Origin of the sequence: Acidovorax sp. 106, from assembly GCF_003663825.1 — a bacterium.
Classification (GTDB): domain Bacteria; phylum Pseudomonadota; class Gammaproteobacteria; order Burkholderiales; family Burkholderiaceae_C; genus Acidovorax.
Genome location: NZ_RCCC01000001.1, coordinates 478,993 through 499,162, shown reverse-complemented (window position 1 = coordinate 499,162; position 20,170 = coordinate 478,993). Strand labels below are relative to the sequence as shown.

The 20,170-nt window shown below is 65.4% G+C and carries 18 protein-coding genes; 11 read left to right on the top strand and 7 right to left on the bottom strand.

What is annotated here, in order from left to right; genetic code table 11:
• Nucleotides 1-9: 9 nt before the first annotated feature.
• Nucleotides 10-942 (bottom strand): hypothetical protein, encoded by a 933-nt coding sequence (locus C8C98_RS02195; protein WP_121452945.1) that lies wholly within the window; start codon nt 940-942, stop codon nt 10-12.
• Between the two features lie 145 nt (nt 943-1,087).
• On the bottom strand, nt 1,088-1,909 hold the full coding sequence (locus C8C98_RS02190) for a pyruvate, water dikinase regulatory protein (RefSeq protein ID WP_121452944.1): 822 nt from the start codon (nt 1,907-1,909) through the stop codon (nt 1,088-1,090).
• 281 nt (nt 1,910-2,190) lie between these two features.
• On the opposite strand from C8C98_RS02190, the gene ppsA reads away from it, so the two are divergent.
• The 4 genes from ppsA to C8C98_RS02170 all read left to right on the top strand — a co-directional run bounded on the left by ppsA (nt 2,191) and on the right by C8C98_RS02170 (nt 7,796).
• Entirely contained in the window at nt 2,191-4,581 is a 2,391-nt protein-coding gene (ppsA, locus tag C8C98_RS02185; RefSeq protein ID WP_121452943.1) for a phosphoenolpyruvate synthase, read from the top strand.
• A gap of 69 nt (nt 4,582-4,650) precedes the next feature.
• Nucleotides 4,651-5,046, top strand: coding sequence for a DUF4212 domain-containing protein (locus tag C8C98_RS02180; protein WP_121452942.1), 396 nt, complete (start codon nt 4,651-4,653; stop codon nt 5,044-5,046).
• A 22-nt stretch (nt 5,047-5,068) separates the two neighbouring features.
• The gene (locus C8C98_RS02175) at nt 5,069-7,132 is read left to right on the top strand and encodes a VC_2705 family sodium/solute symporter (RefSeq protein ID WP_121452941.1); all 2,064 of its coding nucleotides are present in this window, start codon (nt 5,069-5,071) and stop codon (nt 7,130-7,132) included.
• Between the two features lie 175 nt (nt 7,133-7,307).
• The gene (locus C8C98_RS02170) at nt 7,308-7,796 is read left to right on the top strand and encodes a hypothetical protein (RefSeq protein WP_121452940.1); all 489 of its coding nucleotides are present in this window, start codon (nt 7,308-7,310) and stop codon (nt 7,794-7,796) included.
• 100 nt (nt 7,797-7,896) lie between these two features.
• On the opposite strand, the gene C8C98_RS02165 is transcribed toward C8C98_RS02170, so the two are convergent.
• The 3 genes from C8C98_RS02165 to C8C98_RS02155 form a co-directional block, all read right to left on the bottom strand.
• On the bottom strand, nt 7,897-8,253 hold the full coding sequence (locus C8C98_RS02165; RefSeq protein ID WP_099741760.1) for an FKBP-type peptidyl-prolyl cis-trans isomerase: 357 nt from the start codon (nt 8,251-8,253) through the stop codon (nt 7,897-7,899).
• Nucleotides 8,254-8,366: 113 nt separating this feature from the next.
• Complete coding sequence (locus tag C8C98_RS02160; RefSeq protein ID WP_099656283.1) at nt 8,367-8,678, bottom strand: helix-turn-helix domain-containing protein; 312 nt, start codon at nt 8,676-8,678, stop codon at nt 8,367-8,369.
• Between the two features lie 281 nt (nt 8,679-8,959).
• Nucleotides 8,960-9,871, bottom strand: a complete 912-nt coding sequence (locus C8C98_RS02155) for a LysR family transcriptional regulator (RefSeq protein ID WP_121452939.1) — start codon at nt 9,869-9,871, stop codon at nt 8,960-8,962.
• 120 nt (nt 9,872-9,991) lie between these two features.
• Between C8C98_RS02155 and C8C98_RS02150 the strand changes: the two genes are divergently transcribed.
• From C8C98_RS02150 to C8C98_RS02140, 3 genes are all read left to right on the top strand, one after another.
• Nucleotides 9,992-10,963 (top strand): hydroxymethylglutaryl-CoA lyase, encoded by a 972-nt coding sequence (locus C8C98_RS02150; protein ID WP_233574423.1) that lies wholly within the window; start codon nt 9,992-9,994, stop codon nt 10,961-10,963.
• Nucleotides 10,964-10,981: 18 nt separating this feature from the next.
• Complete coding sequence (locus C8C98_RS02145; protein ID WP_121452937.1) at nt 10,982-12,217, top strand: CaiB/BaiF CoA-transferase family protein; 1,236 nt, start codon at nt 10,982-10,984, stop codon at nt 12,215-12,217.
• Nucleotides 12,218-12,328: 111 nt separating this feature from the next.
• A complete protein-coding gene (locus C8C98_RS02140; RefSeq protein WP_121455967.1) occupies nt 12,329-13,360 on the top strand; it encodes a tripartite tricarboxylate transporter substrate binding protein in 1,032 nt (343 codons plus the stop codon).
• 263 nt (nt 13,361-13,623) lie between these two features.
• Here the strand turns inward: C8C98_RS02140 and C8C98_RS02135 are convergent, their stop codons facing one another.
• Together C8C98_RS02135 and C8C98_RS02130 are read right to left on the bottom strand one after the other, a co-directional pair.
• A complete protein-coding gene (locus tag C8C98_RS02135) occupies nt 13,624-15,198 on the bottom strand; it encodes a methyl-accepting chemotaxis protein (RefSeq protein ID WP_121452936.1) in 1,575 nt (524 codons plus the stop codon).
• Nucleotides 15,199-15,475: 277 nt separating this feature from the next.
• Nucleotides 15,476-16,486 carry a Bug family tripartite tricarboxylate transporter substrate binding protein gene (locus C8C98_RS02130; RefSeq protein WP_370450300.1) on the bottom strand — a complete coding sequence of 337 codons (1,011 nt, stop codon included), beginning with the start codon at nt 16,484-16,486 and terminating at the stop codon, nt 15,476-15,478.
• A 418-nt stretch (nt 16,487-16,904) separates the two neighbouring features.
• Between C8C98_RS02130 and C8C98_RS02125 the strand changes: the two genes are divergently transcribed.
• Genes C8C98_RS02125 through C8C98_RS02110 form a run of 4 tightly spaced genes read left to right on the top strand, consistent with a single transcriptional unit; the run spans nt 16,905 to nt 20,161 of the window.
• Nucleotides 16,905-17,537: a PepSY-associated TM helix domain-containing protein gene (locus C8C98_RS02125; RefSeq protein ID WP_121452934.1), complete on the top strand. Its 633-nt coding sequence runs from the start codon at nt 16,905-16,907 to the stop codon at nt 17,535-17,537.
• A gap of 24 nt (nt 17,538-17,561) precedes the next feature.
• Nucleotides 17,562-18,098 (top strand): DUF2271 domain-containing protein, encoded by a 537-nt coding sequence (locus tag C8C98_RS02120; protein ID WP_121452933.1) that lies wholly within the window; start codon nt 17,562-17,564, stop codon nt 18,096-18,098.
• Nucleotides 18,099-18,155: 57 nt separating this feature from the next.
• Nucleotides 18,156-18,980: a DUF4198 domain-containing protein gene (locus tag C8C98_RS02115; RefSeq protein WP_121452932.1), complete on the top strand. Its 825-nt coding sequence runs from the start codon at nt 18,156-18,158 to the stop codon at nt 18,978-18,980.
• A 50-nt stretch (nt 18,981-19,030) separates the two neighbouring features.
• Nucleotides 19,031-20,161, top strand: coding sequence for an FAD:protein FMN transferase (locus C8C98_RS02110; RefSeq protein ID WP_121455966.1), 1,131 nt, complete (start codon nt 19,031-19,033; stop codon nt 20,159-20,161).
• Nucleotides 20,162-20,170: the final 9 nt, after the last annotated feature.

Genomic DNA, 20,170 nt, shown 5'->3' with positions numbered 1-20,170 from the left:
GCAGCCCTTTCAGCGCGCCGATCGCCCCACTGCCTCCTGCACTGCCGGCAGCACATCTTCGTAGTTGAAGCCATTCTGTGTTTTCTGTGCCGGTATGGCGACCTGCTTGTTGAGCCACTCGCGCAGGCTCTGCCCTTCGCCGGGCCGTACTAGCGGGTCATGGCTGTTGCCGGCGTAGCGAAACTCCGTGAGGTTTTCCGGATGGTCCTTGAACTTTTCCTGAAACCCCACGGCGGGCCGCTGCTTGCTGCCTCCGGCCCAGGGGTCTTCGTCTTCGATGGAAGACCACATGGGCAGCCGCGTGTCCCACTTCCACAGGTGCTCGTACTGTCGGTTCACGCTTTGTTTGTGACAGATACCACCCACGACCTGTGGATCGGCGCGATCCCAGTGGTAGGTGGTGCGGCAGCCTTCGCTGTGGCCGCTCAGCAAGATGGGCAGGTTCGAGTAGGCCTTGAACCAGCGGATGACCTCCGCAATGTCATCGCCCCGAGCATCAAGTCGAGCCGGGTTCACCGCCGTGTACACGCCTTCGCGTGCGCGCTCTCCGCCGCGCTTGAGCATTTCCTCGGGCGTTCCTCCAGGGCATCCCAGCTTGTTGCCTTCGCGGGTCACGAACTCTGGCGTGATGACAGCAAAGCCCTCGCGGTAGTAGAACTGTGCCACTGTGGTTTCCCAGCCCCACATGCCGCCGCAGCCATGGTTGTGAATGACGAGTCCGCGCAGATTGGGGTGGCGCGACAGCAGTGCCGTGAATTTGTCACGGTACACCGCGCCAAACTGCGGCAGATAGAAGACGCTGCGGTCAAGCACCGTTCGGGTCTGGGCTTTGTCGTAGGCCGGCACTTGGCGGCTTTGCTGCGCATGAGCGTGCTGCATGAGCAGCGGCTGGGCAATCAGCAAGCCGATAGCGCCCCACAGCACGTGTTTACAGTTCAGCATGGGTCCGGTTCTCCCCCGTGGTGGTTGGTTCTGCGTTCTTTGATAGATGGTCAGGCCGTCGAGGCCATGACGCCGACACTTCAGGCATCTGCCGTCTTGTGCCAGATCCCCGTGCAGCCATGCAGCCAGATTAAGCGCTGCCGCTTCAATACACCAGCCGCTCAGGCCGCACTTCCTGCAAGATGGTGGTGGCAATCTCTTCGATGGACTTGGTGGTGGTGGACAGCCAGCGGATGCCCGAGCGGCGCATCATGGACTCGGCTTCGGCCACTTCAGAGCGGCAGTTTTCCAGGCTGGCGTATTTGGAGTTGGGGCGGCGCTCGGCGCGGATCTCGGCCAGGCGGTCGGGGCTGATGGTCAGCCCGAAAATTTTGCTGCGAAACGGCACCAGGGCGGGCGGCAACTGGCGGCGCTCAAAGTCTTCGGGGATCAGCGGGTAGTTGGCGGCTTTGAGGCCGCATTGCATGGCCAGGTACAGGCTGGTGGGGGTCTTGCCGCTGCGGCTCACGCCCACCAGGATCACATCGGCGCCCGCCAGGTCGCGGTTGCTCTGGCCGTCGTCGTGCGCCAGGCTGAAGTTGATGGCCTCGATGCGGTCGTTGTATTCCTTGCTGCGGCTCACGTCGGAAAAGCGCCCAATGCGGTGGTTGGACTTGATGCCCAGCTCTTCTTCCAGCGGGTTCACGAAGGTGCCAAACATGTCCAGCAGCATGCCCTTGCAGCCGTCCTGGATGACCCTCAGCACCTCCATATTCACCAGGGTGGTGAAGACCACGGGCTTTTTGCCCTCGACCTCGCCGGTGTGGTTGATTTGCCGCACCGCCTGGTGGGCCTTGTCCACGGTGTCGATGAAGGGCAGGCGCACATGGCGCGGCTTCATCTCGAACTGGGCCAGGATGGCGTTGCCGAAGGTTTCGGCAGTGATGCCAGTGCCGTCAGACACAAAAAATACGGTACGGGTGTGCATGTTGGCCCTTTGATAAAAATGAGTGGCGCCAAACAGGGCGCAGGCAAGCGCTTTGCCCCAAGGCGAGGCTGGCGTTGCATCCCGGTTTGCGTCAGTCGTATGGCAGTGTCAGCCCTTTGCCAGAAGCTCGGGCCTACAATCGCCGCAATTATCCAAATTCTCACCATGCACACCGTCGGTCTACAACCACAACGACAAAGCTGCAGCCTGTGCATGGCCGCTTGCCTGATGCCCGCCGGGGCCAGGCATGCAGACCCGGTTTCAACTTCTGGAGCTTTCCCATGTCTGCACTTTTCAGCCCGACCGCCCTGGTCGTACCGTTTGAAAACCTGAGAATGACCGATGTCGAGTCGGTAGGCGGCAAAAACGCCTCCCTCGGCGAAATGATCTCGCAGCTGCCCCAGGGCGTGCGAGTGCCCACCGGCTTTGCCACCACGGCCCATGCCTTCCGCCAGTTCCTGGCCCACGATGGCCTGGCCGACAAGATCAGCGCCAAACTGGCGAGCCTCGACACCGAAGACGTCCGCGCCCTGGCGCAGGTCGGCGCTGAAATCCGCGCCATGGTCGAGGCCCAGCCGTTCCCGGCCGACCTGCAAAAGGCCATTGCCGACGAATTCGCAAAACTCAGCGCGGGCAACCCCAGCGCATCGTTCGCTGTGCGCTCGTCTGCCACGGCGGAAGACTTGCCCGATGCCTCGTTCGCGGGCCAGCAAGAAACCTTCCTCAACGTGGTGGGTATCGAAGATGTGCTGCACAAGATGAAGGAAGTGTTCGCGTCGCTGTACAACGACCGCGCCATCTCCTACCGCGTGCACAAGGGCTTTGCGCACGATGTGGTGGCCCTGTCCGCAGGCGTGCAGCGCATGGTGCGCTCGGACCTGGGCGCAGCGGGTGTGATGTTCACCATCGACACCGAATCCGGCTTTGAAGACGTGGTGTTCATCACCAGCAGCTTCGGTCTGGGCGAAACCGTGGTGCAAGGTGCCGTGAACCCGGACGAGTTCTACGTGCACAAGCCCATGCTCAAGGCTGGCAAAAAGGCCGTGATCCGCCGCAACCTGGGCAGCAAACTGATCCAGATGGTGTTCTCCTCGCCCGAGGAAAAGGCTGCCACTGGCAAGCTGGTCAAGACCATCGACGTGCCCACTGAGCAGCGCAACCGCTATTCGCTGAGCGACGCCGATGTGCAGCAACTCGCCCACTACGCCCTGGTGATCGAGCAGCACTACGGTCGCCCCATGGACATTGAATGGGGCAAAGACGGCACCGACGGCCAGCTCTACATCTTGCAGGCCCGGCCTGAGACAGTGAAGAGCCAACAAGGCGACAAGGCCGAGTTGCGCTACAAGCTCAAGGGCCAGGGTGCCGTGCTGGCAGAAGGCCGCGCCATTGGCCAGAAGATCGGCACCGGCCCCGTGCGCCTGGTGCACCACATCTCGGAGATGGACAAGGTCCAGCCCGGCGACGTGCTCGTGACCGACATGACCGACCCCAACTGGGAGCCCGTGATGAAGCGCGCCAGCGCCATCGTCACCAACCGTGGCGGCCGCACCTGCCACGCCGCCATCATTGCGCGCGAGCTGGGCATCCCCGCTGTGGTGGGCTGTGGCGATGCGACCGAACGCCTGAAGGACGGCACCCTGGTCACCGTGAGTTGCGCCGAGGGCGATACCGGCCACATTTACGACGGCTTGCTCGAAACCGAAGTGACCGAAGTGCAGCGCGGCGCCATGCCCCCCATCAAGACCAAGATCATGATGAACGTGGGCAACCCCCAGCTGGCGTTTGACTTTGCCCAGCTGCCCAACGAAGGCGTGGGCTTGGCGCGCCTGGAGTTCATCATCAACAACAACATTGGTGTGCACCCCAAGGCCATCCTGGACTACCCCCAGATCGATGCCGACCTGAAGAAGGCCGTCGAATCTGTGGCCCGTGGCCATGCATCGCCCCGTGCTTTCTATGTGGACAAGGTTGCCGAAGGCGTGGCGACCATTGCGGCCGCCTTCTGGCCCAAGCCCGTCATCGTGCGCCTGTCGGACTTCAAGTCCAACGAGTACCGCAAGCTGATCGGCGGCAGCCGCTACGAGCCTGAGGAAGAAAACCCAATGCTGGGTTTCCGGGGGGCAGCGCGTTATATCAGTGCTGACTTTGGCGAAGCCTTTGCCATGGAGTGCGAGGCGCTCAAGCGCGTGCGCAACGACATGGGCCTGACCAACGTGCAGGTGATGGTGCCTTTTGTGCGCACGCTGGGGCAGGCCGAGCGCGTGACCAAGCTGCTGGCCGCCCATGGCCTGCAACGCGGCAAGGACGACCTCAAGGTCATCATGATGTGCGAGGTGCCCAGCAACGCCATCCTGGCCGAGCGCTTCCTGGAGTTCTTCGACGGCTTCTCCATCGGCTCCAACGACCTGACCCAGCTGACCCTGGGCCTGGACCGCGACTCGGGCCTGGAGTTGCTGGCGCACGACTTTGATGAGCGCGACCCTGCGGTGCAGGCGCTGATCCACCAGGCCATCAAGGCCTGTCTGGCGCAGGGCAAGTACATCGGCATCTGCGGCCAGGGCCCCAGCGACCACCCTGACTTTGCGCAGTGGCTGTCAAATGAAGGCATCTCGTCCATCTCGCTGAACCCTGACAGCGTGGTCGCCACCTGGCAGCAACTGGCGGGCTGATCGCCCAGGCCAGAGGCGGGGCACTTGGGGCATGCACGGCTGAAAAGACGCTGACCGATGCGAGCCCCTATGCCCCCACCCCCACACGGGCCCCAACACCCGCCCCGATACTCCCCCCGGCACCTGCCCCGCGAGCCTGAGCTGGCGGGGCCGTTTCCGCCCGACCTGCACGACGTGCGCCACCTGTGGCTCAAGGCCGGGCTGCTGGGCGTGTGGGTGCTGGTGTCTTTTGTGGCCACGTACTTTGCGCGCGACTTGCAGCAAATCACCCTGGGCGACTGGCCCCTGGGTTACTGGATTGCCGCGCAGGGTGCTGTGCTGGTGTTCATTGGCATCGTGGTGGTATATGCCTGGGCCATGAGCCGTTTTGAACGCCAGGATGCGGCGGCACGCGCTGCAGCGGCTTCTCACGCACCGGGCGCCCAGCCGTCCAGCCCATCGGCGGCGGAGCGCCACAGTGTCTGAACGCCGCTCTACGGGTGGGTGGGTGCCTTCCTTTTTGCGCCCCCACCGTTTTTTTCTGCTCTACGTGCTGGGCGTGTTGGGCTTTTTGGCCCTCATGACCTGGGCCGAGAGCCAGGGCCTGTCGCGCCACTGGATCGGGCCGATCTTTCTCTTTCTCACCGTGATGGTGTACGCCGGCATCGGTGTGTATGGGCGCACGTCCGACTCGGAGGAGTACTACGTGGCCGGGCGGCGCATACCGCCCATGTACAACGGCATGGCCGCAGCGGCCGACTGGATGAGCGCGGCCTCGTTCATCAGCCTGTCCGGGGCGCTGTACCTGCAGGGGTTTTCTGGCACCTCGGGGCAGGCTGGCGGGTTGGCTTATTTACTGGGCTGGACGGGCGGCTTTTGCCTGGTCGCGATGCTGATTGCGCCGCACTTGCGGGCCATGGGGCTGTACACCGTGCCCGACTTTTTCCATGTGCGCTTTGGCGGGCGCTGGCCGCGCATCATTGCGGCGCTGGCGGCGGTGCTGTGCTCGTTCACCTACGTGGTGGCACAGATTTACGGTGTGGGGCTCATCGCCTCGCGCCTCACGGGGGTGCAGTTCGAGATCGGCATCATGCTGGGCCTGGGGGGCGTGCTGCTGTGCTCGTTTCTGGGTGGCATGCGCGCCATCACCTGGACGCAGGTGGCGCAGTACGTGGTGCTGCTGCTGGCGTTTTTGATTCCCGTGTCCTGGCTGGCCTACAAACAACTGGGCAACCCGTTGGCGCCCGCCGTGTATGGCGCGCAGATTGGCAAGATTGCGGACCTGGAGGCGCAGCTGCTGGATTCACCGTCCGAGCACCAGGTGGTGCAAGCCTACTTGCGCCGCGCCAAAGACCTGGAAGCACGGCTGCAGGATGTGGAAGGCGCCCTGGAGCGCGAGCGCGAGCTGGGGCGCGAGCGCATCCACCAGCTGCGTGCCCAAAACGCCGATGTGGGCCTGATCGTCTCGGCCAGCCGCGAGCTGGCGGCCTTGCCCCGCGATGTGGCGGGTGCCCGCGAGCGCTGGACCCGCGAAATGCACGAGAACTACGAGCGTGCCAAACCCCTGGGTGGCCTGCCGCTGCACAGCCAGGCCTACGCGGGCGACCCCAACGGCACCCCCGAAGAGCAGCGCGAATACGTCCTGGCGCGCCGCAACTTTCTGGCGCTGATGTTCTGCCTGATGGTGGGCACGGCGGGGCTGCCGCACTTGCTCACCCGCTACTACACCTCGCCCACGGTGGCGGGGGCACGGGCCTCGGTGGCGTGGTCGCTGTTCTTCATTGCCCTGCTGTACTTGAGCGCGCCCGCCTTGGCGGTGTTGGTGAAGTTCGAGGTCATGCAAAACTTAGTGGGCAGCAGCTTTGAGGCCCTGCCCAACTGGATGGCCCAGTGGGCGCGGGTGGACAGCTCGCTGCTGTCGATCGAGGACGTTAGCGGCGACGGCATCGTGCAGTTTGGCGAAATCCGCCTGGGGGCGGACCTCATCATGCTGGCCACACCAGAGCTGGGGGGCTTGCCCTATGTGGTGTCGGGCTTGGTGGCGGCGGGCGGGTTGGCGGCGGCGCTGTCCACCGCCGATGGACTGCTGCTCACCATCAGCAATGCACTGGTGCGCGACCTCTACTTCCGGGGCACCAAACGCGATGCATCGCCCGAGCAGCGGGTGATTCTCACCAAGTTCACGCTGCTGGCGGTGGCGCTGTCGGCCGCCTTTGTGGCGGCGCTCAAGCCCTCCGAAATTCTGACCATGGTCTCTGCATCGTTTTCGCTGGCGGCGTCGGCCTTTGTGCCGGTGATGGTGCTGGGCATTTTCTGGCGCGGTACCACCCGCAAGGGAGCGGTGGCGGGCATGCTGTTTGGTTTGGGGGTGGCGGTGTATTACCTGCTCTCGCATGTGCCCGCTGTGCGCGGTGCGCTGCCCGGATGGCTGCTGGCAAACGGCCTGTGGTTTGGCATCCAGCCCATCTCGGCCGGTGTGTTTGGGGTGCCGGCGGGGTTTGTTGCGGCGGCGGTGGTCAGTCGCATCACGCGCCCGGCGCCCGTGCCCACCGGGGTGCGGCTCGAAATCTAAGAACCTGTCTCAGCACCTGCGGTAGCGATGCGGCTTCTGTTCAGACGCTGCACGGCGTTCGGCAAATGGGAACAGATTCTTATGGATAAACCCCATACCCAATTGTCACCAAATGTGCCACGCTGTGCCCCAGGTTGTGCTCAGCGGTGCAGCCTGATTTAAACCCAGGAGGCACATGGTTCTCGTCAAAACGCAGGCAGGTCAGGATGCAATGAAGGATCGGCACGGTGGGCTGACGTCCAGACAGCGCTCGGCGTTCATCCTGTTTGATGGCAAGCGGACTTTGGGCGAGGTGCTGGCCGCCACGGCCGCCATGGGCATTACGCAGGACGATGTGCAAGCCATGATCGAGCAAGGCCTGCTGGCCCCCGTGGGGGGTGGGGCCCTGCCCGCCGCAGCGGTTGCAGCCTCTGCTGCGGCGCCATCGGCAGCCCCTGCGGAGGGCGGGTCGGGCGAGACCGCCAGGCCGTCACAGCAACGTTACAAAGATGCTTACCCCGTAGCCACGGCCATGACGGCCGCTCTGGGGCTGCGCGGTTTTCGGTTGAACCTGGCGGTGGAGTCGGCTTCGAGCTTTGAAGACCTTGCCGCACTGGCCCCCAAGATCAAGGAAGCGGTGGGGGAGGCCAAGTACGAGCCTCTGCGCAAAGCCTTGTTTGGGTGAGGGGGTTGCGTCGTTTCAACCCAGCGGGTTCCCCATGAAAAAAGCCAACCGATCTGGTTGGCTTTTTATTTGTGGGGAGTGAGGCGGTTGCCGTCTGCGCTCAGCGCACCTTCAGCAGTTCCACATCAAACTTCAGTGTGGCGTTCGGGGGGATCACGCCGCCTGCGCCGCGTGCACCGTAGCCCAGGGCTGCGGGGATGATCAGCGTGCGTTGGCCGCCGATCTTCATGCCTTGCACGCCTTCGTCCCAGCCCTTGATGACCATGCCAGCGCCCAGCGAGAACTCGAAGGGGTCATTGCGGTCACGGCTGGAGTCGAACTTGGCGCCTTGCTCGCCATCCTTGTACAGCCAGCCGGTGTAGTGCACCGAAACGCTGGCGCCCTTGGTGGCTTCGGCGCCTTCGCCCACGGTGGTGTCTTCGTATTGCAGGCCAGAGGCGGTGGTGGTGAGGGCCATGGAATGTCCTTTTGCTATTAAAAATATAGCTTGTAGCGCTTGTCTATCAAGCCTTAGGGGATGTTTTTGCTTGATGTTGGCGCCGCCGGGGCGCTGCCATCAGCGGGCCGGGTTCAGGCCTGCTTCTTGGCGCGGCCTGCCACCCAGCGTGTGGCAAAGGCTTGCACATCGTTCAGACGCTTGAGCAGGTCGGCACCCGAGGCGGTGACGGTGTAGCCGTCGTTGCCGTGGTCCAGCAGGCCGGCTTCGCGCAGCTCTTTGATGCGGGTGTTCAAGGTGTTGGGGGTGATGCCGCCCACGCTGTCTTGCAGCAGGCGGAAGGTTTGGGGGTGCCCGTCCCGCAGGGCCCACAGCACGCGCAGCGCGTAACGGCATTCGAGCCGCTCAAACAGCTGGTGGATGGCGGCGTTTTCTTTGGAGCTCATGGATGCTTCTCCTTGCGCGAGTGTTGGGTCGGTTATTTGGGAGCAGGGTGCGTGTGCACCTGCCAATGCGCTGCGACTATAGCGCGGAACCTATTTTGCTACAAGTTTGGTAGCTCAAAAGGCAATCTGCATATGCGATAGACCCTTGATTTTGGGCCTTGTTTTTATGCCTGCCCAGCGGGGTTTTGTCAGGGGTTTTCGCCCGTGCAGCAACGGCTTTTTGGCACGCGCTGTTGCTGGGGCAAAGCGGTCGCGGCGGCCTTTCAAGTGTGGCACGCAGGCTACGCAGTCATGGCTTGTGTCTGGGCGGCCAGGTGCTGCACCAGTAACTGTGCGGCGGGAGACAAGGCCACCTCATCGCGGAAGCAAATCGCAAAGCGGCGTTGGGCCCAGGCATCGCTCAGCGGCACGATGCGCACTGGAGCCGTGCTGGCAAAGGGCGCAGCCACCTCGCGGGGCACCACGCTGATGGCCAAGTTGGCCCGCACCACGCGCAAGGCCGCGTCAAAGTTGGACACCAGCACCCGGTGGGCCAAGGTCTTGCCTTCCACCGCCGCTGCGCGGGCCAGCAGCACCTGCACCGCGCTCAGCGCGGGCATGCTCACAAACTCGTAGCCCAGCACATCGGCAAAGCGCACCGTGGGCAGTTGTGCCACAGGGTGCGATGCATGGGCCACGATGGCCAGGTGGTCGCTGCGGTAGCTGCGCGTTTGCAGGCCGCTCAGGTCGGCCGCGTCCCAGCAGATGCCGATGGACGCGCTGCCCTCGCGAATGCCCTGCACCACGTCCGGGCTCACCCGCTCTTCCATGCTGATCTGGATGTCGCGGTGGGCAGGGTCTTGCAAAAACGCAGCCACATCATCGGCCAGCGATTCCGCCATGACCGAGGCCGTGACCAGCATGCGCACATGGCCCCGGGTGCCGGTGGCATACGCGGCCATGTCACGCTCGATCTGCCCCACGCTGGCCAGCATGGTGCGGGCGTGCTCCAGCAGCGTTTCGCCCGCTGGGGTGGGCACCACACCCCGGCGCTTGCGCAGCAGCAGGGGCGTGCCCACCGTGTCTTCCAGCTGGGCCAGCCGCTTGCTGATGGCCGATCCCACGATGGATTCCTGCTCGGCCACCCGCGCAATGCTGCGCTGGTCGCACACGGCGGCAAACAGGCGCAGGGTTTGCAAATCAAGATCGCGCATGGCAAGTCTCCAGGGTAGCGTGATGTTCCGTTTGGGAATGTTATGGCTTCCGAGATGTATTTTCTGATTCTTTTTGGAATTTTTAGAATCATCCCCAAACTCATTCCAAAGAGACACCCCGTGAGCACTTTCCCGATCCCGTCAGACCTGCCGCCCCCCGCAGCCCGCGCCATCGTTCGCGAAGTGGGGCTGCGTGACGGCCTGCAAAGCATTGCCCGCGTGCTGCCCACGGCGCAGAAGATCGAGTGGGTGAACGCTGCCTACACCGTCGGGCAGCGCGAGATCGAGGTGGGCTCCTTCGTCCCCGCCCGCCTGTTGCCCCAGTTGGCCGACACGGCCGAGGTGTTGGCCCATGCGCAAACGCTGCCGGGCCTGCGCGCCTCGGTGCTGGTGCCCAACCTGAAAGGGGCCGAGCGCGCGCTGGAATGTGGCGCACACCTGATGGTCGTGCCCCTGTCGGCCAGCCACGCGCACAGCCTGGCCAATCTGCGCAAGACGCCCGACGAGGTAGTGGCCGAGGTGGCCCGCATCCGCGCTGCCCGCGATGCAGCAGGCAGCGCCACGCTGATCGAAGGCGGCGTGGGCACGGCGTTTGGCTGCACGCTGCAGGGCGAGGTGGCCGAGAGCGAAGTGCTGCGCCTGATGCAGGCCCTGCTCGATGCGGGCGCTGACCGCGTGAGCCTGGCGGACACCGTGGGCTTTGCCGACCCTGCCAGCGTGCAGCGCCTGTTTGCCAAGGCCCGCTCCCTGGTGGGCGACCGGCTGGCCTGCGCGCATTTTCACGACACGCGCGGCATGGGCCTAGCCAATGCCTACGCCGCCTGGCAAACCGGCATCACCCGCTTTGATGCCTGCCTGGCGGGCATTGGCGGCTGCCCTCACGCGCCCGGCGCCAGTGGCAACGTCACCACCGAAGACCTGGAATACATGCTGCAGCGCATGGGCGTGGCCACTGGTGTGGATGTGCCTGCGCTGCTGGCGCTGCGCCAGCAGGTGGCGGGCTGGCTGGCGGGCGAGGTGCTGCACGGTGCGCTGTGGCAGGCGGGCCTGCCCCGCCACGCACTGCCCACACTGGCCGCCGCAGCGGCTTGATTTCTGTATCGTTCGCCCATGACAAGTACCACCTCTTCTTCCCCGTCCGAATCGTCCAACTCGTCCACGCGCCCCTTGCCCTTGGCGGGTCTGCGGGTCGTTGAGTTCACCCACATGGTCATGGGCCCCACCTGCGGCATGGTGCTGGGCGATCTGGGGGCCGAGGTCATCAAGGTCGAGCCGGTGGAGGGCGACCGCACCCGCCACCTGCTCGGTGCCGGGGCAGGCTTCTTTCCCATGTTCAACCGCAACAAGAAAAGCATCGCGCTGGACCTGCGCAACCCCGACGGGCTGGAGGTAGCGCGCAAGCTGGCGGCATCGGCCGACGTGGTGGCGCAAAACTTCAAGCCCGGCGTGATGACCAAGTACGGCCTGGATTACGCAGCGCTGTCGCAGCTCAACTCCCGGCTCATCTACGTGAACCACACCGGCTTTCTGGCCGGGCCTTACGAGCACCGCACCGCGCTGGATGAAGTGGTGCAGATGATGGGCGGCCTGGCCTACATGACGGGCCGCCCCGGCGACCCGCTGCGCGCAGGCAGCAGCGTCAACGACATCATGGGCGGCATGTTTGGCGCGATTGGCGCCATGGCGGCGCTGATGCAGCGCGGCATCACCGGGCGCGGGCAAGAGGTGGACTCGGCCTTGTTCGAGAACAACGTGTTCCTGGTCGGCCAGCACATGATGCAGTACGCCGTGACCGGCAAGCCCGCCGCCCCCATGCCCGACCGCATCTCTTCGTGGGCGCTGTACGACGTGTTCACGGTCAAAGAGGGCGAGCAGATCTTTCTGGCCGCCGTGAGCGACGCGCAGTGGCTCACCTTCTGCGACGCCATGGGCTATGCCGACCTGAAGGCCCACCCGCAACTCGCCACCAACAACGACCGCGTGCGCGCCCGCCCCACGCTGATGCCCGACCTGCGCCAGCGCCTGGCCGCCCACAGCGCGGCGGAATTGGCCGCCATTTTTGAAAAGCACGGCCTGCCGTTTGCCCCCATTTCGCGGCCCGAGCAGTTGCTGGACGACCCGCACCTCAACGCCACTGGCGGCCTGGCCGATATCACCTTGCCCGACGGCGAGCGCGCCGGGCAAACCGCCCGCACCACGCTGCTCCCGTTGGCCATGGACGGCCAGCGCCTGGGCGTGCGCCTGCAGCCCCCGGTGCTGGGCCAGCACACAGTGGCCTTGATGCAAGAGCTGGGCTACACGGCAGAGCAGGTGCAGGCCTTGCAGCAGGCAGGGGCGGTGGCCTGACGGGCCTTGGACTTTTCCCGGCTCGGACCAGCCCAGCGGCAGACTGCGCGGCCCGAGGTGATCAAGCACAACAACGGAGACAACACCATGAAAACACAGCTCCCCGACGCCATGGCCGCAGGTCTGAGCGACCGCTTTGCAACCTCCGGTGCCCTGGCGTTCCCCACACGCCGCCAAGCACTGTGGCTTGGGGCGAGTGCCTTCGGGGCAGGGGCACTCACGTTGCCGGGCCTGGTGCGGGCGCAAAGCCTGGGTGACAAACCATTGCGCATCATCCTGCCGCTGTCTGCAGGCTCGGGGGCCGATGGCGCCATCCGCGCCATCAGTAGCAGCCTGGCCAAGGCGTTGGGCCAGCCGGTGGTGATTGAAAACCTGCCCGGCGCGGGCGGCATCACCGGCACCACGCAGATCGTGCGGGCGCCCAAGGACGGCTCGGTGATTGGGGTGGTATCGAACAACCATGTGGTCAACCCCAGCGTGTACAAGAACATCCCGTTCGATTCGCTGGCCGACATTGCGCCCATCACCATCCTGGGCGCTACGCCGTTTGTGCTGGTGGCCCACCCGTCGGTGCCCGCCAAAAATGTGCAGGAGCTGATCGCCTACGCCAAGTCCAAGCCTGGGGTGCTCAACTACGGCTCGTCGGGCAACGGCACCATCCTGCACCTGGGGGCGGCCATGTTCGTGGACCAGGCCAAGGTCGCCATCCAGCACATTCCCTACAAGGGCATGGGCCCGCTAATGAACGATGTGCTGGGTGGCCAGGTGCAGTTGGCGGTGGTGGCCGTGGCGCCTGCGGCCGCGCACATCAAGTCGGGATCACTGCGCGCCTTGGGCGTGACCACGGCCACGCGCCTGGCCTCGCTGCCCGGCGTGCCCACCATTGCAGAGCAAGGTTTGCCTGCGTATGAGCTGGACGGCTGGATCGCCCCCGTGGCGCCCACCGGCCTGCCCAAGGCGGAGCTTGCCCGCCTGTTCAACGGCTTCAAGGCCGCCATGGACATGCCCGAGGCGCGCGATGCCCTCATCGCCCAGGGCTACGACATCAAGCTCACCCCGCCCGATGCCGCTGCCGCCTTCTTCCGCACCGAAGCGGCGCGCATGGCGCAGGTGGTCAAGGCCGCCAACGTGAAGGTGGATTGAGGCGGGGTTACAACGTTTTTGCCCGCTAGCGCTTGATAGTAAAGCGCCGGCAGCTATGAATATGTGAGCGAGTGGCGCAGTGCTTTGGCGTGGCGCTTTGAACATGTTCCTGATGGGCGACCTGCCTCAGACGCTTTCTCGTCCCTACCCGTTCGGGCTGCCTGTCGAAGCTTTGCACGCACGCGGCAAGCCCTGGCTTCGACGGGCTCAGCCCGAACGGATGGAGTGGTATCTGAGGCAAGTAGCTAATCAAGAGCAGGTTCTCAACGCAACAAGGCCGGTGCGTGCGAGCCCTGGTGGCGCACGCGGAACACCGCCACGGCCTGCACCAGCTCGCTGGCCTGGCCGCTCAGGCTGCCAGCGGCGGCCGCGCTTTCTTCTACCAGCGCGGCGTTTTGCTGGGTGGCTTCGTCCATGCGCACGATGGCCTGGGTCACGCGCAGCATGTCGCTGGTCTGGTCGCTGCTGGCGTGGCTGATTTCCTGCATCAGCTCACTGACCCCGCGAATGGAGGCGACCACCTCGGCCATGGTGCCCCCGGCGTTCTGGGCCAGGTCTGAGCCTGCCTGCACGCGTTCCACGCTGGCCTGGATCAGGGTCTTGATCTCTTGTGCCGCGCTGGCGCTGCGGGTGGCCAGGTTGCGCACCTCGCTGGCCACCACCGCAAAGCCCCGGCCTTGTTCGCCTGCTCGGGCGGCTTCCACGGCAGCGTTCAGCGCCAGGATGTTGGTCTGAAAAGCAATCGAGTCGATCACACCAATGATGTCGGCAATGCGGCGCGAGCTTTCCTGGATGCCTTGCACCACCTGCACCATCTGCTCCACCACGGCGCCGCCGCGCTCGGCCACGGCCGAGCCGTTGCGCGCCAGTTCGCTGGCGCGCTGGGCGTTGGCGGCGTTTTGCTGCACGGTTTGCTGCAGCTGCTGCATGGACGAAGCGGTCTCGTCCAGGGACGAGGCTTGCTCTTCCGTGCGCATGCTCAGGTCGGCGTTGCCCTGGGCAATTTCGGCGCTGGCGCTGGCCACGCTCTCGGCGCTGCTGCGCACGCCAGACACCACGTTCTCCAGGTTCTCTTGCATGGCCTTGAGGGCCTGCAGCAGCCGGGCGGGCTCGTCCTGGCCCTCCAGTGCAATGGTCGACGTCAGGTCGCCCGCAGCCACCTTGTGCGCCACAGCCACCGCCTCGCGCAGCGGCCGCACCACCGAGCGGGTGAGCACCAGCCCGGCCACCACGCCCAGCCCCGTGACCAGCGCCAGCGCCACCAGGCTGCTGACGAGCGCGCGGCGTGCGTCCTGCGCGGCTTCTTGTGCAATGGCTGCGCTGCTGCTGGCCACTTGCTCGCTCAGTGCAGTGAGCAGCTTGGCCGGGCCCTGGTCGATGTCGGCCACATCGGCATCGCCTGCGGAAGGCACAAACCCGAGGGACTGGAAGACGTCAAACCCCTTGCGGTAGCCCTGGGCCATCTGCGTGTGTGCTTCGGTGAACTTCTGCAGCGCGGCCTTTTCTTGCGGGTCGCTCAGCTGGGGCTCCAGCGCACGGGCGGCCTCGGCCACGCGTTTCTCGCTGGCCTGGAAGGCGCCCCAGTGCAACTCGCGCTTGCGGGCATCTTCGCCGCGCAGCAGGGTGTTCTTCCACTCCAGCACCTGGGTTTTGAACTCGCTTTCCATGCGGCTCACGGCGCGCTCTTGCGCCACGCGTTGCAGCACGGTGCTGTCGTAGGTGCCCAGGGTTTTGTACAGCGCGGCAATGCCAAAGAGTGCGGCACCAATCAACAGCGCCAGCACCAGCCCAAGCGCTCCGGCCATGCGCGCACCAATGGAGAAGTGGGACATTTTCATAAAAAGCCTCGCAGGTCAGGGCGGATTCAAAAATGGGATGCACTGTGGCTCCAGGCCCCCTCTGGCATGGGCGGCGCTTGCTGCCTGGCTGCGCAACGATCCAAAAGTGCGCCCAGAGTGGCACCCAGGGTGAATCCAGTGTGCCGATGGCGGCGGCGCCCCGCAAGCGGGGCTGTGCGGGGGGCGTGGTGGGTGAGGGGGGCTTACAACACCGGCCGGGTGGGCTGTGCTGACCCAGGCCCCGCAGGGGGCTGAGTCAGGGGGCTGGGGAGTGGGCTCAGGCCTTGAGCTTGAGCAGGTACACCATCACGCGTGCGGTGGTCAGGTCCAGTTCCATGAACTCGGTCAGGTCCTTGCCAGCCAGCCAGGAGGCTTCCCAGCGGTTTTGCTTGAGCGTTTGCAGCCAGCTTTCGTGGTGGGTGGCTTGCTCCACCGCTGCCAGCAGTTCGGCCGTGCGGGCGGGGCTCACGCCCTTGCCGGTGAACACGCCGCGCCAGTTGGCCATCACGGCGTCAATGCCCTGGTCTTTGAAGGCCGGGATGCCAAACGCACTGCGCCGCGCCGATACGCCGATGGCCCGCAGTTTGCCCGCTGCCAGGGCATCGCTGAACTCGCTGTAGCCCGAGATGCCCACGGCAGCATCGCCTTTGAGCAGGGACTCCACCACCTCGGTGCCGCTGGCAAAGGGGCGGTACACCAAGGCTTCAGGTTTTGCCTTGGCCGCGCGCGCCAGCACGCCAGCGTAGATGTGGTCTACGCCACCGGCGGAGCCACCGGCCACGGGCAGGGCAGGCAGGTCACCGCGCATGGCGTCGGCCAGGTCCTTGCCGCTCTTGATGGGGGAGGATGCCGGCACCGCTGTGACCAGGTAGTCGCTGGTCAGTCGGGCAATGGGCTGGATGTGCCCCATGTCCACGGCGGGCTTTTGCAGGGCCACAGCGCCCACCATCACCATGCCGCCCATCAGCAGGGTGTTGGCGTCGTTGCCGTACTTCTCAGCGTATTTGGCCAGGCCGATGGTGCCGCCCTTGCCGCCAATGTTCTCAAACTCCACCTGGTCTGCAGCGCCCACGGCCTTGAGGGCGGCGCCCAGGGCGCGGCCCGTCTGGTCCCAGCCGCCGCCGGGGTTGGCCGGGATGACGATGCGCAGCGTGCCCGCCACCTTGGCAGCCTTGGGGGCGGGCGCGCCGGGGCGCGGTGTGGTGGCCTGGGCCAGGGCGGCAGGTGCCAGCGGGGTCAGTAGGGCGGCCATTGCGGCGCTGCGCGCCAGGATCTGTCTGCGTTGCATGGTCATGGAACCTTGGGTAGTGGGCTGAAGCAGGTGCGGGCTCCCAGCCTGCACCCAGACAACAAACGATGGAACAACGAACGGTTGGGTGTCCGTGGGCCCTGCTTTTTTGTGCCCCTTGCCTCAGGGTGGGGATGCGGTGGGCTCCACTCCAGGTCATGCAGCCCGAAAAGCGGGCACGCGTCTGGAAGTTTTTGTAATGGATGTAATCGTGACTTGCAAAGCTGTCAAATTGCTGTCTGGGTTGTAGGGGTTATCCCTGTTGCGGTGGCGGCGGATGGATTGGAGATACCGCAATTCGTTTATGTAAAGTTCATGCAAACGAGAATGATTGTCATTTTGAAAATTACAATGCCGGGTTCGGGTGGCGCATTCTCAGGGTGGGTTTGGGTGGCCCGGCGCTCTTTTCCCCCCAGGCATGACCAAGTTACAAGACCACCGGCGGCGCTCCTTCTGGCTCAAAACCCTGCACGAGTGGCACTGGGTTAGCTCGGCCCTGTGCCTGCTGGGCATGCTGTTGTTTGCGGTGACGGGCATCACGCTCAACCATGCCGGGCAGATCGAATCCAAGCCCCGCGTGGTGCGGGCCCAGGCGCAGGCCCCGCAGGCGTTGCAGCAGGTGCTGTCAGAGCGGGCCCAGAGTGCGGGTAAGCGCTCTGCCGTGCCGCCCGAGCTGGCGCAATGGGCCCACGTGCAGTGGGGTGTCTCGCTGGCCGGGCGCGAGGCCGAGTGGGCCGACGACGAGGTCTATGTCTCCTTACCGCGCCCCGGCGGAGATGCCTGGCTGCGCCTGGGGCTGCAAGACGGCGAGGCCGAGTACGAAAACACCGACCGGGGCTGGATTGCCTACCTCAATGACCTGCACAAGGGCCGCAACACCGGCGCAGCCTGGAACTGGTTCATCGACCTATTTGCCGTGGCCTGCCTGGTGTTCTCTTTCACGGGCCTGTTCATTTTGAAGATGCACGCGGGCAACCGCCCCTGGACTTGGCCCATGGTGGGGCTGGGCCTGGTGCTGCCTGCGCTGCTGGCGCTCTTGTTTATCCACTGAACTTTCACGAAAGAAAGCCTGCCTATGCTGAAACCCTCGCCATCCAAACTGCGCTACACCGTGGCCCTGGGCGCGTGCCTTGGGGCCCCTGCCTTTGCAGCCGGGCTGAATGTGGGGGTGGAAATCCCCCGCCTGGACGTGGCCGAGTACCACCGCCCCTATGTGGCCGTGTGGCTCGAGCGCGCGGACAACACCGTGGCGTCCACCCTGTCGGTCTGGTACGACGTCAAGCTCAAGAACGCCGAGGGCACAGGCACCAAGTGGCTCAAGGATATGCGCCAGTGGTGGCGCCGCGCCGGGCGCGATCTGGAGATGCCCATCGACGGCGTGACCAGCCCCACACGCCCCGCAGGCAAGCACCAGCTGCAATTTACTGAAGGCAAGAACCCGCTGGCCGCCTTGCCCGCAGGCAACTACAAGCTGGTGGTGGAAGCCGCCCGCGAGGTGGGCGGGCGCGAGGTGGTGTCGGTGCCCTTCACCTGGCCTGCGGCCAAGGCGCAGCAACTGCGCGCAGCAGGCAGCAGCGAGCTCGGCGAGATCACCCTAGAGCTGAAGCCCTGAGCCGCTCCGGCACATCCCCTTTTTTGATTCGTTCTCTTCGCTCAACTGGAGTCATTGATGAAATTTCCTGTTCCTGCACGCGCCCGGTTGGCGCATTTGGCCGCTGGTGTGGCGTTGTTGCTGGGTGCCGCGTCGGCCGCCCAGGCCCATAACGTGTGGTTGCTGCCTTCGAGCACCGTGTTGTCCAAAGCGGAATGGATCACCGTGGACGCTGCGGTGTCCAACGACCTGTTCTTCTTCAACCACGTGCCGCTGGGTTTGGACAACCTGGTGGTGACGGCGCCCGACGGTTCCACGCTGGCCCCTGAAAACGCCCACAAAGGCAAGTTGCGCAGCGTGTTTGACCTGAACCTGACCCAGCCCGGCACCTACCGCCTGGCGGTGCTCAACGGCGGCCTGATGGCCACCTACAAGGACAAGGCCGGGCAGCCCAAGCGCTGGCGTGGCACCCCCGAAAAGTTTGCTGCCGAAGTGCCTGCCGATGCGCAAGACTTGAAGGTCATCCAATCCGCCGGGCGGGTGGAAACCTATGTGACCGTGGGCAAACCCAGCGCCGTCAAGGCCAGCGGTAAGGGGCTGGAGCTGGTGCCCGTGACGCACCCCAACGACCTGGCCCAGGGCGAAAAAGCCACCTTTGCCTTCCATGTGGATGGCAAGCCCGCAGTCGGCGTGGAGGTGGCCTTGGTAGCGGGCAGCTCGCGCTACCGCGACAAGCTCGGCGAGATCAAGGCCACGACCGATGCGAAAGGCCAGTTCAGCATCACCTGGCCAGCGGCTGGCATGTACTGGGTGGATGCCGATGTGAAGGACGACAAGACCTCGGTGCCCCAGGCCAAGGAGCGCCGCCTGTCGTACGTCGGCACCCTGGAAGTGTTGCCCTGAGCGCGACGCACACCTTGTACGCCCAGCACACCACGCCCCAGACCCCGCGCATCCGCGTGCGCTATGGGGCCGGTTGCCAGCCCGGTGGTTTGCCCGCCGCGCCTTTGGCCCCTGCAGCCGCTGGCTACGCCACCGGCCCGGCCCCAGTGCTGCGCGCGCGCGATCCGGCCGCGCTGCACACCCTGGCGGGCGCCACCATGGGCACCACCTGGTCGGTGCGCCTGGGCAACCCGGGGTTTGCGCCGCTACAGCCCGTGCAGACTGCGGTGCAGCAGGCGCTGGACACCGTGGTGCAGCAGATGAGCCACTGGGAGGCTGACTCGGAAATCAGCCGCTTCAACCGCGCGGAGGCGGGCGTGTGGCAGGTGATATCGCCCGAGTTCATGGAAGTGATGGCGTGTGCGCTGCACTGGTCGCGTGCCAGCCAGGGCGCGTGGGACCCCACCGTGGGCCCGCTGGTGGATGCCTGGGGCTTTGGCCCGCGTGCCAACCCTTTGGCAGACCACCGTGCCCAGTTGCCCCACCCGCAGCGGTTGCAGGCTGCCCGGGCCCGTGTGGGCTTTGAGCGGCTGCAACTGAGCGCGGCCGAGCGCCGCGTGCTGCAGCCCGGCGGTGCGCAGCTGGATTTGAGCGGCATTGCCAAAGGCTTTGGGGTGGACCTGGTGGCGCGCACCCTGCAGCGCCTGGGGTTTACCGATTTTTTGGTGGAGGTGGGCGGCGAGCTGCGCGCCAGCGGCCTGCGCCCCGATGGCCTGCCCTGGCGGGTGCAGATCGCAGGCGTGATCGATGGCGTGGGCGGGGCCTATGCGGCCAGCTCACGCCAGCGCACCCCTGCCTCCCGTGCGCCCCGCGTACTTCCGCTGCGCGACATGGCCGTGGCCACCTCGGGGGACCACTGGCACGCGTTTGACCTGGGCGGGCGCCGCTACTCGCACACGCTGGACCCGCGCACCGGCGAGCCGGTGCTGCACCGGCTCAGCAGCGTCACGGTGCTGCATGCTGAATGCATGCAGGCCGATGCCCTGGCCACCGTGCTCACGGTGCTGGGGCCGCACGAGGGGCTGGCCTTTGCACAGCACCATGGCATTGCCGCACTGCTGTGCGAGCACACGGATGCGGGGCTGGTGGTGCACACCAGTGCCGCTTTGGAACAGCTGGACCTGCCCGCTCGGGTGGGTTGATTTTTTGGG

What these genes read in the sequence shown, in the direction of transcription:
- C8C98_RS02160 (WP_099656283.1), bottom strand. Translation starts at nt 8,678, where the DNA reads ATGAGCTCCAAAGAAAACGCCGCCATCCACCAGCTGTTTGAGCGGCTC.
- C8C98_RS02180 (WP_121452942.1), top strand. Translation starts at nt 4,651, where the DNA reads ATGCCCCCACCCCCACACGGGCCCCAACACCCGCCCCGATACTCCCCC.
- C8C98_RS02145 (WP_121452937.1), top strand. Translation starts at nt 10,982, where the DNA reads ATGACAAGTACCACCTCTTCTTCCCCGTCCGAATCGTCCAACTCGTCC.
- C8C98_RS02155 (WP_121452939.1), bottom strand. Translation starts at nt 9,871, where the DNA reads ATGCGCGATCTTGATTTGCAAACCCTGCGCCTGTTTGCCGCCGTGTGC.
- C8C98_RS02190 (WP_121452944.1), bottom strand. Translation starts at nt 1,909, where the DNA reads ATGCACACCCGTACCGTATTTTTTGTGTCTGACGGCACTGGCATCACT.
- C8C98_RS02195 (WP_121452945.1), bottom strand. Translation starts at nt 942, where the DNA reads ATGCTGAACTGTAAACACGTGCTGTGGGGCGCTATCGGCTTGCTGATT.
- C8C98_RS02130 (WP_370450300.1), bottom strand. Translation starts at nt 16,486, where the DNA reads ATGCAACGCAGACAGATCCTGGCGCGCAGCGCCGCAATGGCCGCCCTA.
- C8C98_RS02165 (WP_099741760.1), bottom strand. Translation starts at nt 8,253, where the DNA reads ATGGCCCTCACCACCACCGCCTCTGGCCTGCAATACGAAGACACCACC.
- C8C98_RS02120 (WP_121452933.1), top strand. Translation starts at nt 17,562, where the DNA reads ATGCTGAAACCCTCGCCATCCAAACTGCGCTACACCGTGGCCCTGGGC.
- C8C98_RS02140 (WP_121455967.1), top strand. Translation starts at nt 12,329, where the DNA reads ATGGCCGCAGGTCTGAGCGACCGCTTTGCAACCTCCGGTGCCCTGGCG.
- C8C98_RS02115 (WP_121452932.1), top strand. Translation starts at nt 18,156, where the DNA reads ATGAAATTTCCTGTTCCTGCACGCGCCCGGTTGGCGCATTTGGCCGCT.
- C8C98_RS02125 (WP_121452934.1), top strand. Translation starts at nt 16,905, where the DNA reads ATGACCAAGTTACAAGACCACCGGCGGCGCTCCTTCTGGCTCAAAACC.
- ppsA (WP_121452943.1), top strand. Translation starts at nt 2,191, where the DNA reads ATGTCTGCACTTTTCAGCCCGACCGCCCTGGTCGTACCGTTTGAAAAC.
- C8C98_RS02135 (WP_121452936.1), bottom strand. Translation starts at nt 15,198, where the DNA reads ATGAAAATGTCCCACTTCTCCATTGGTGCGCGCATGGCCGGAGCGCTT.
- C8C98_RS02170 (WP_121452940.1), top strand. Translation starts at nt 7,308, where the DNA reads ATGGTTCTCGTCAAAACGCAGGCAGGTCAGGATGCAATGAAGGATCGG.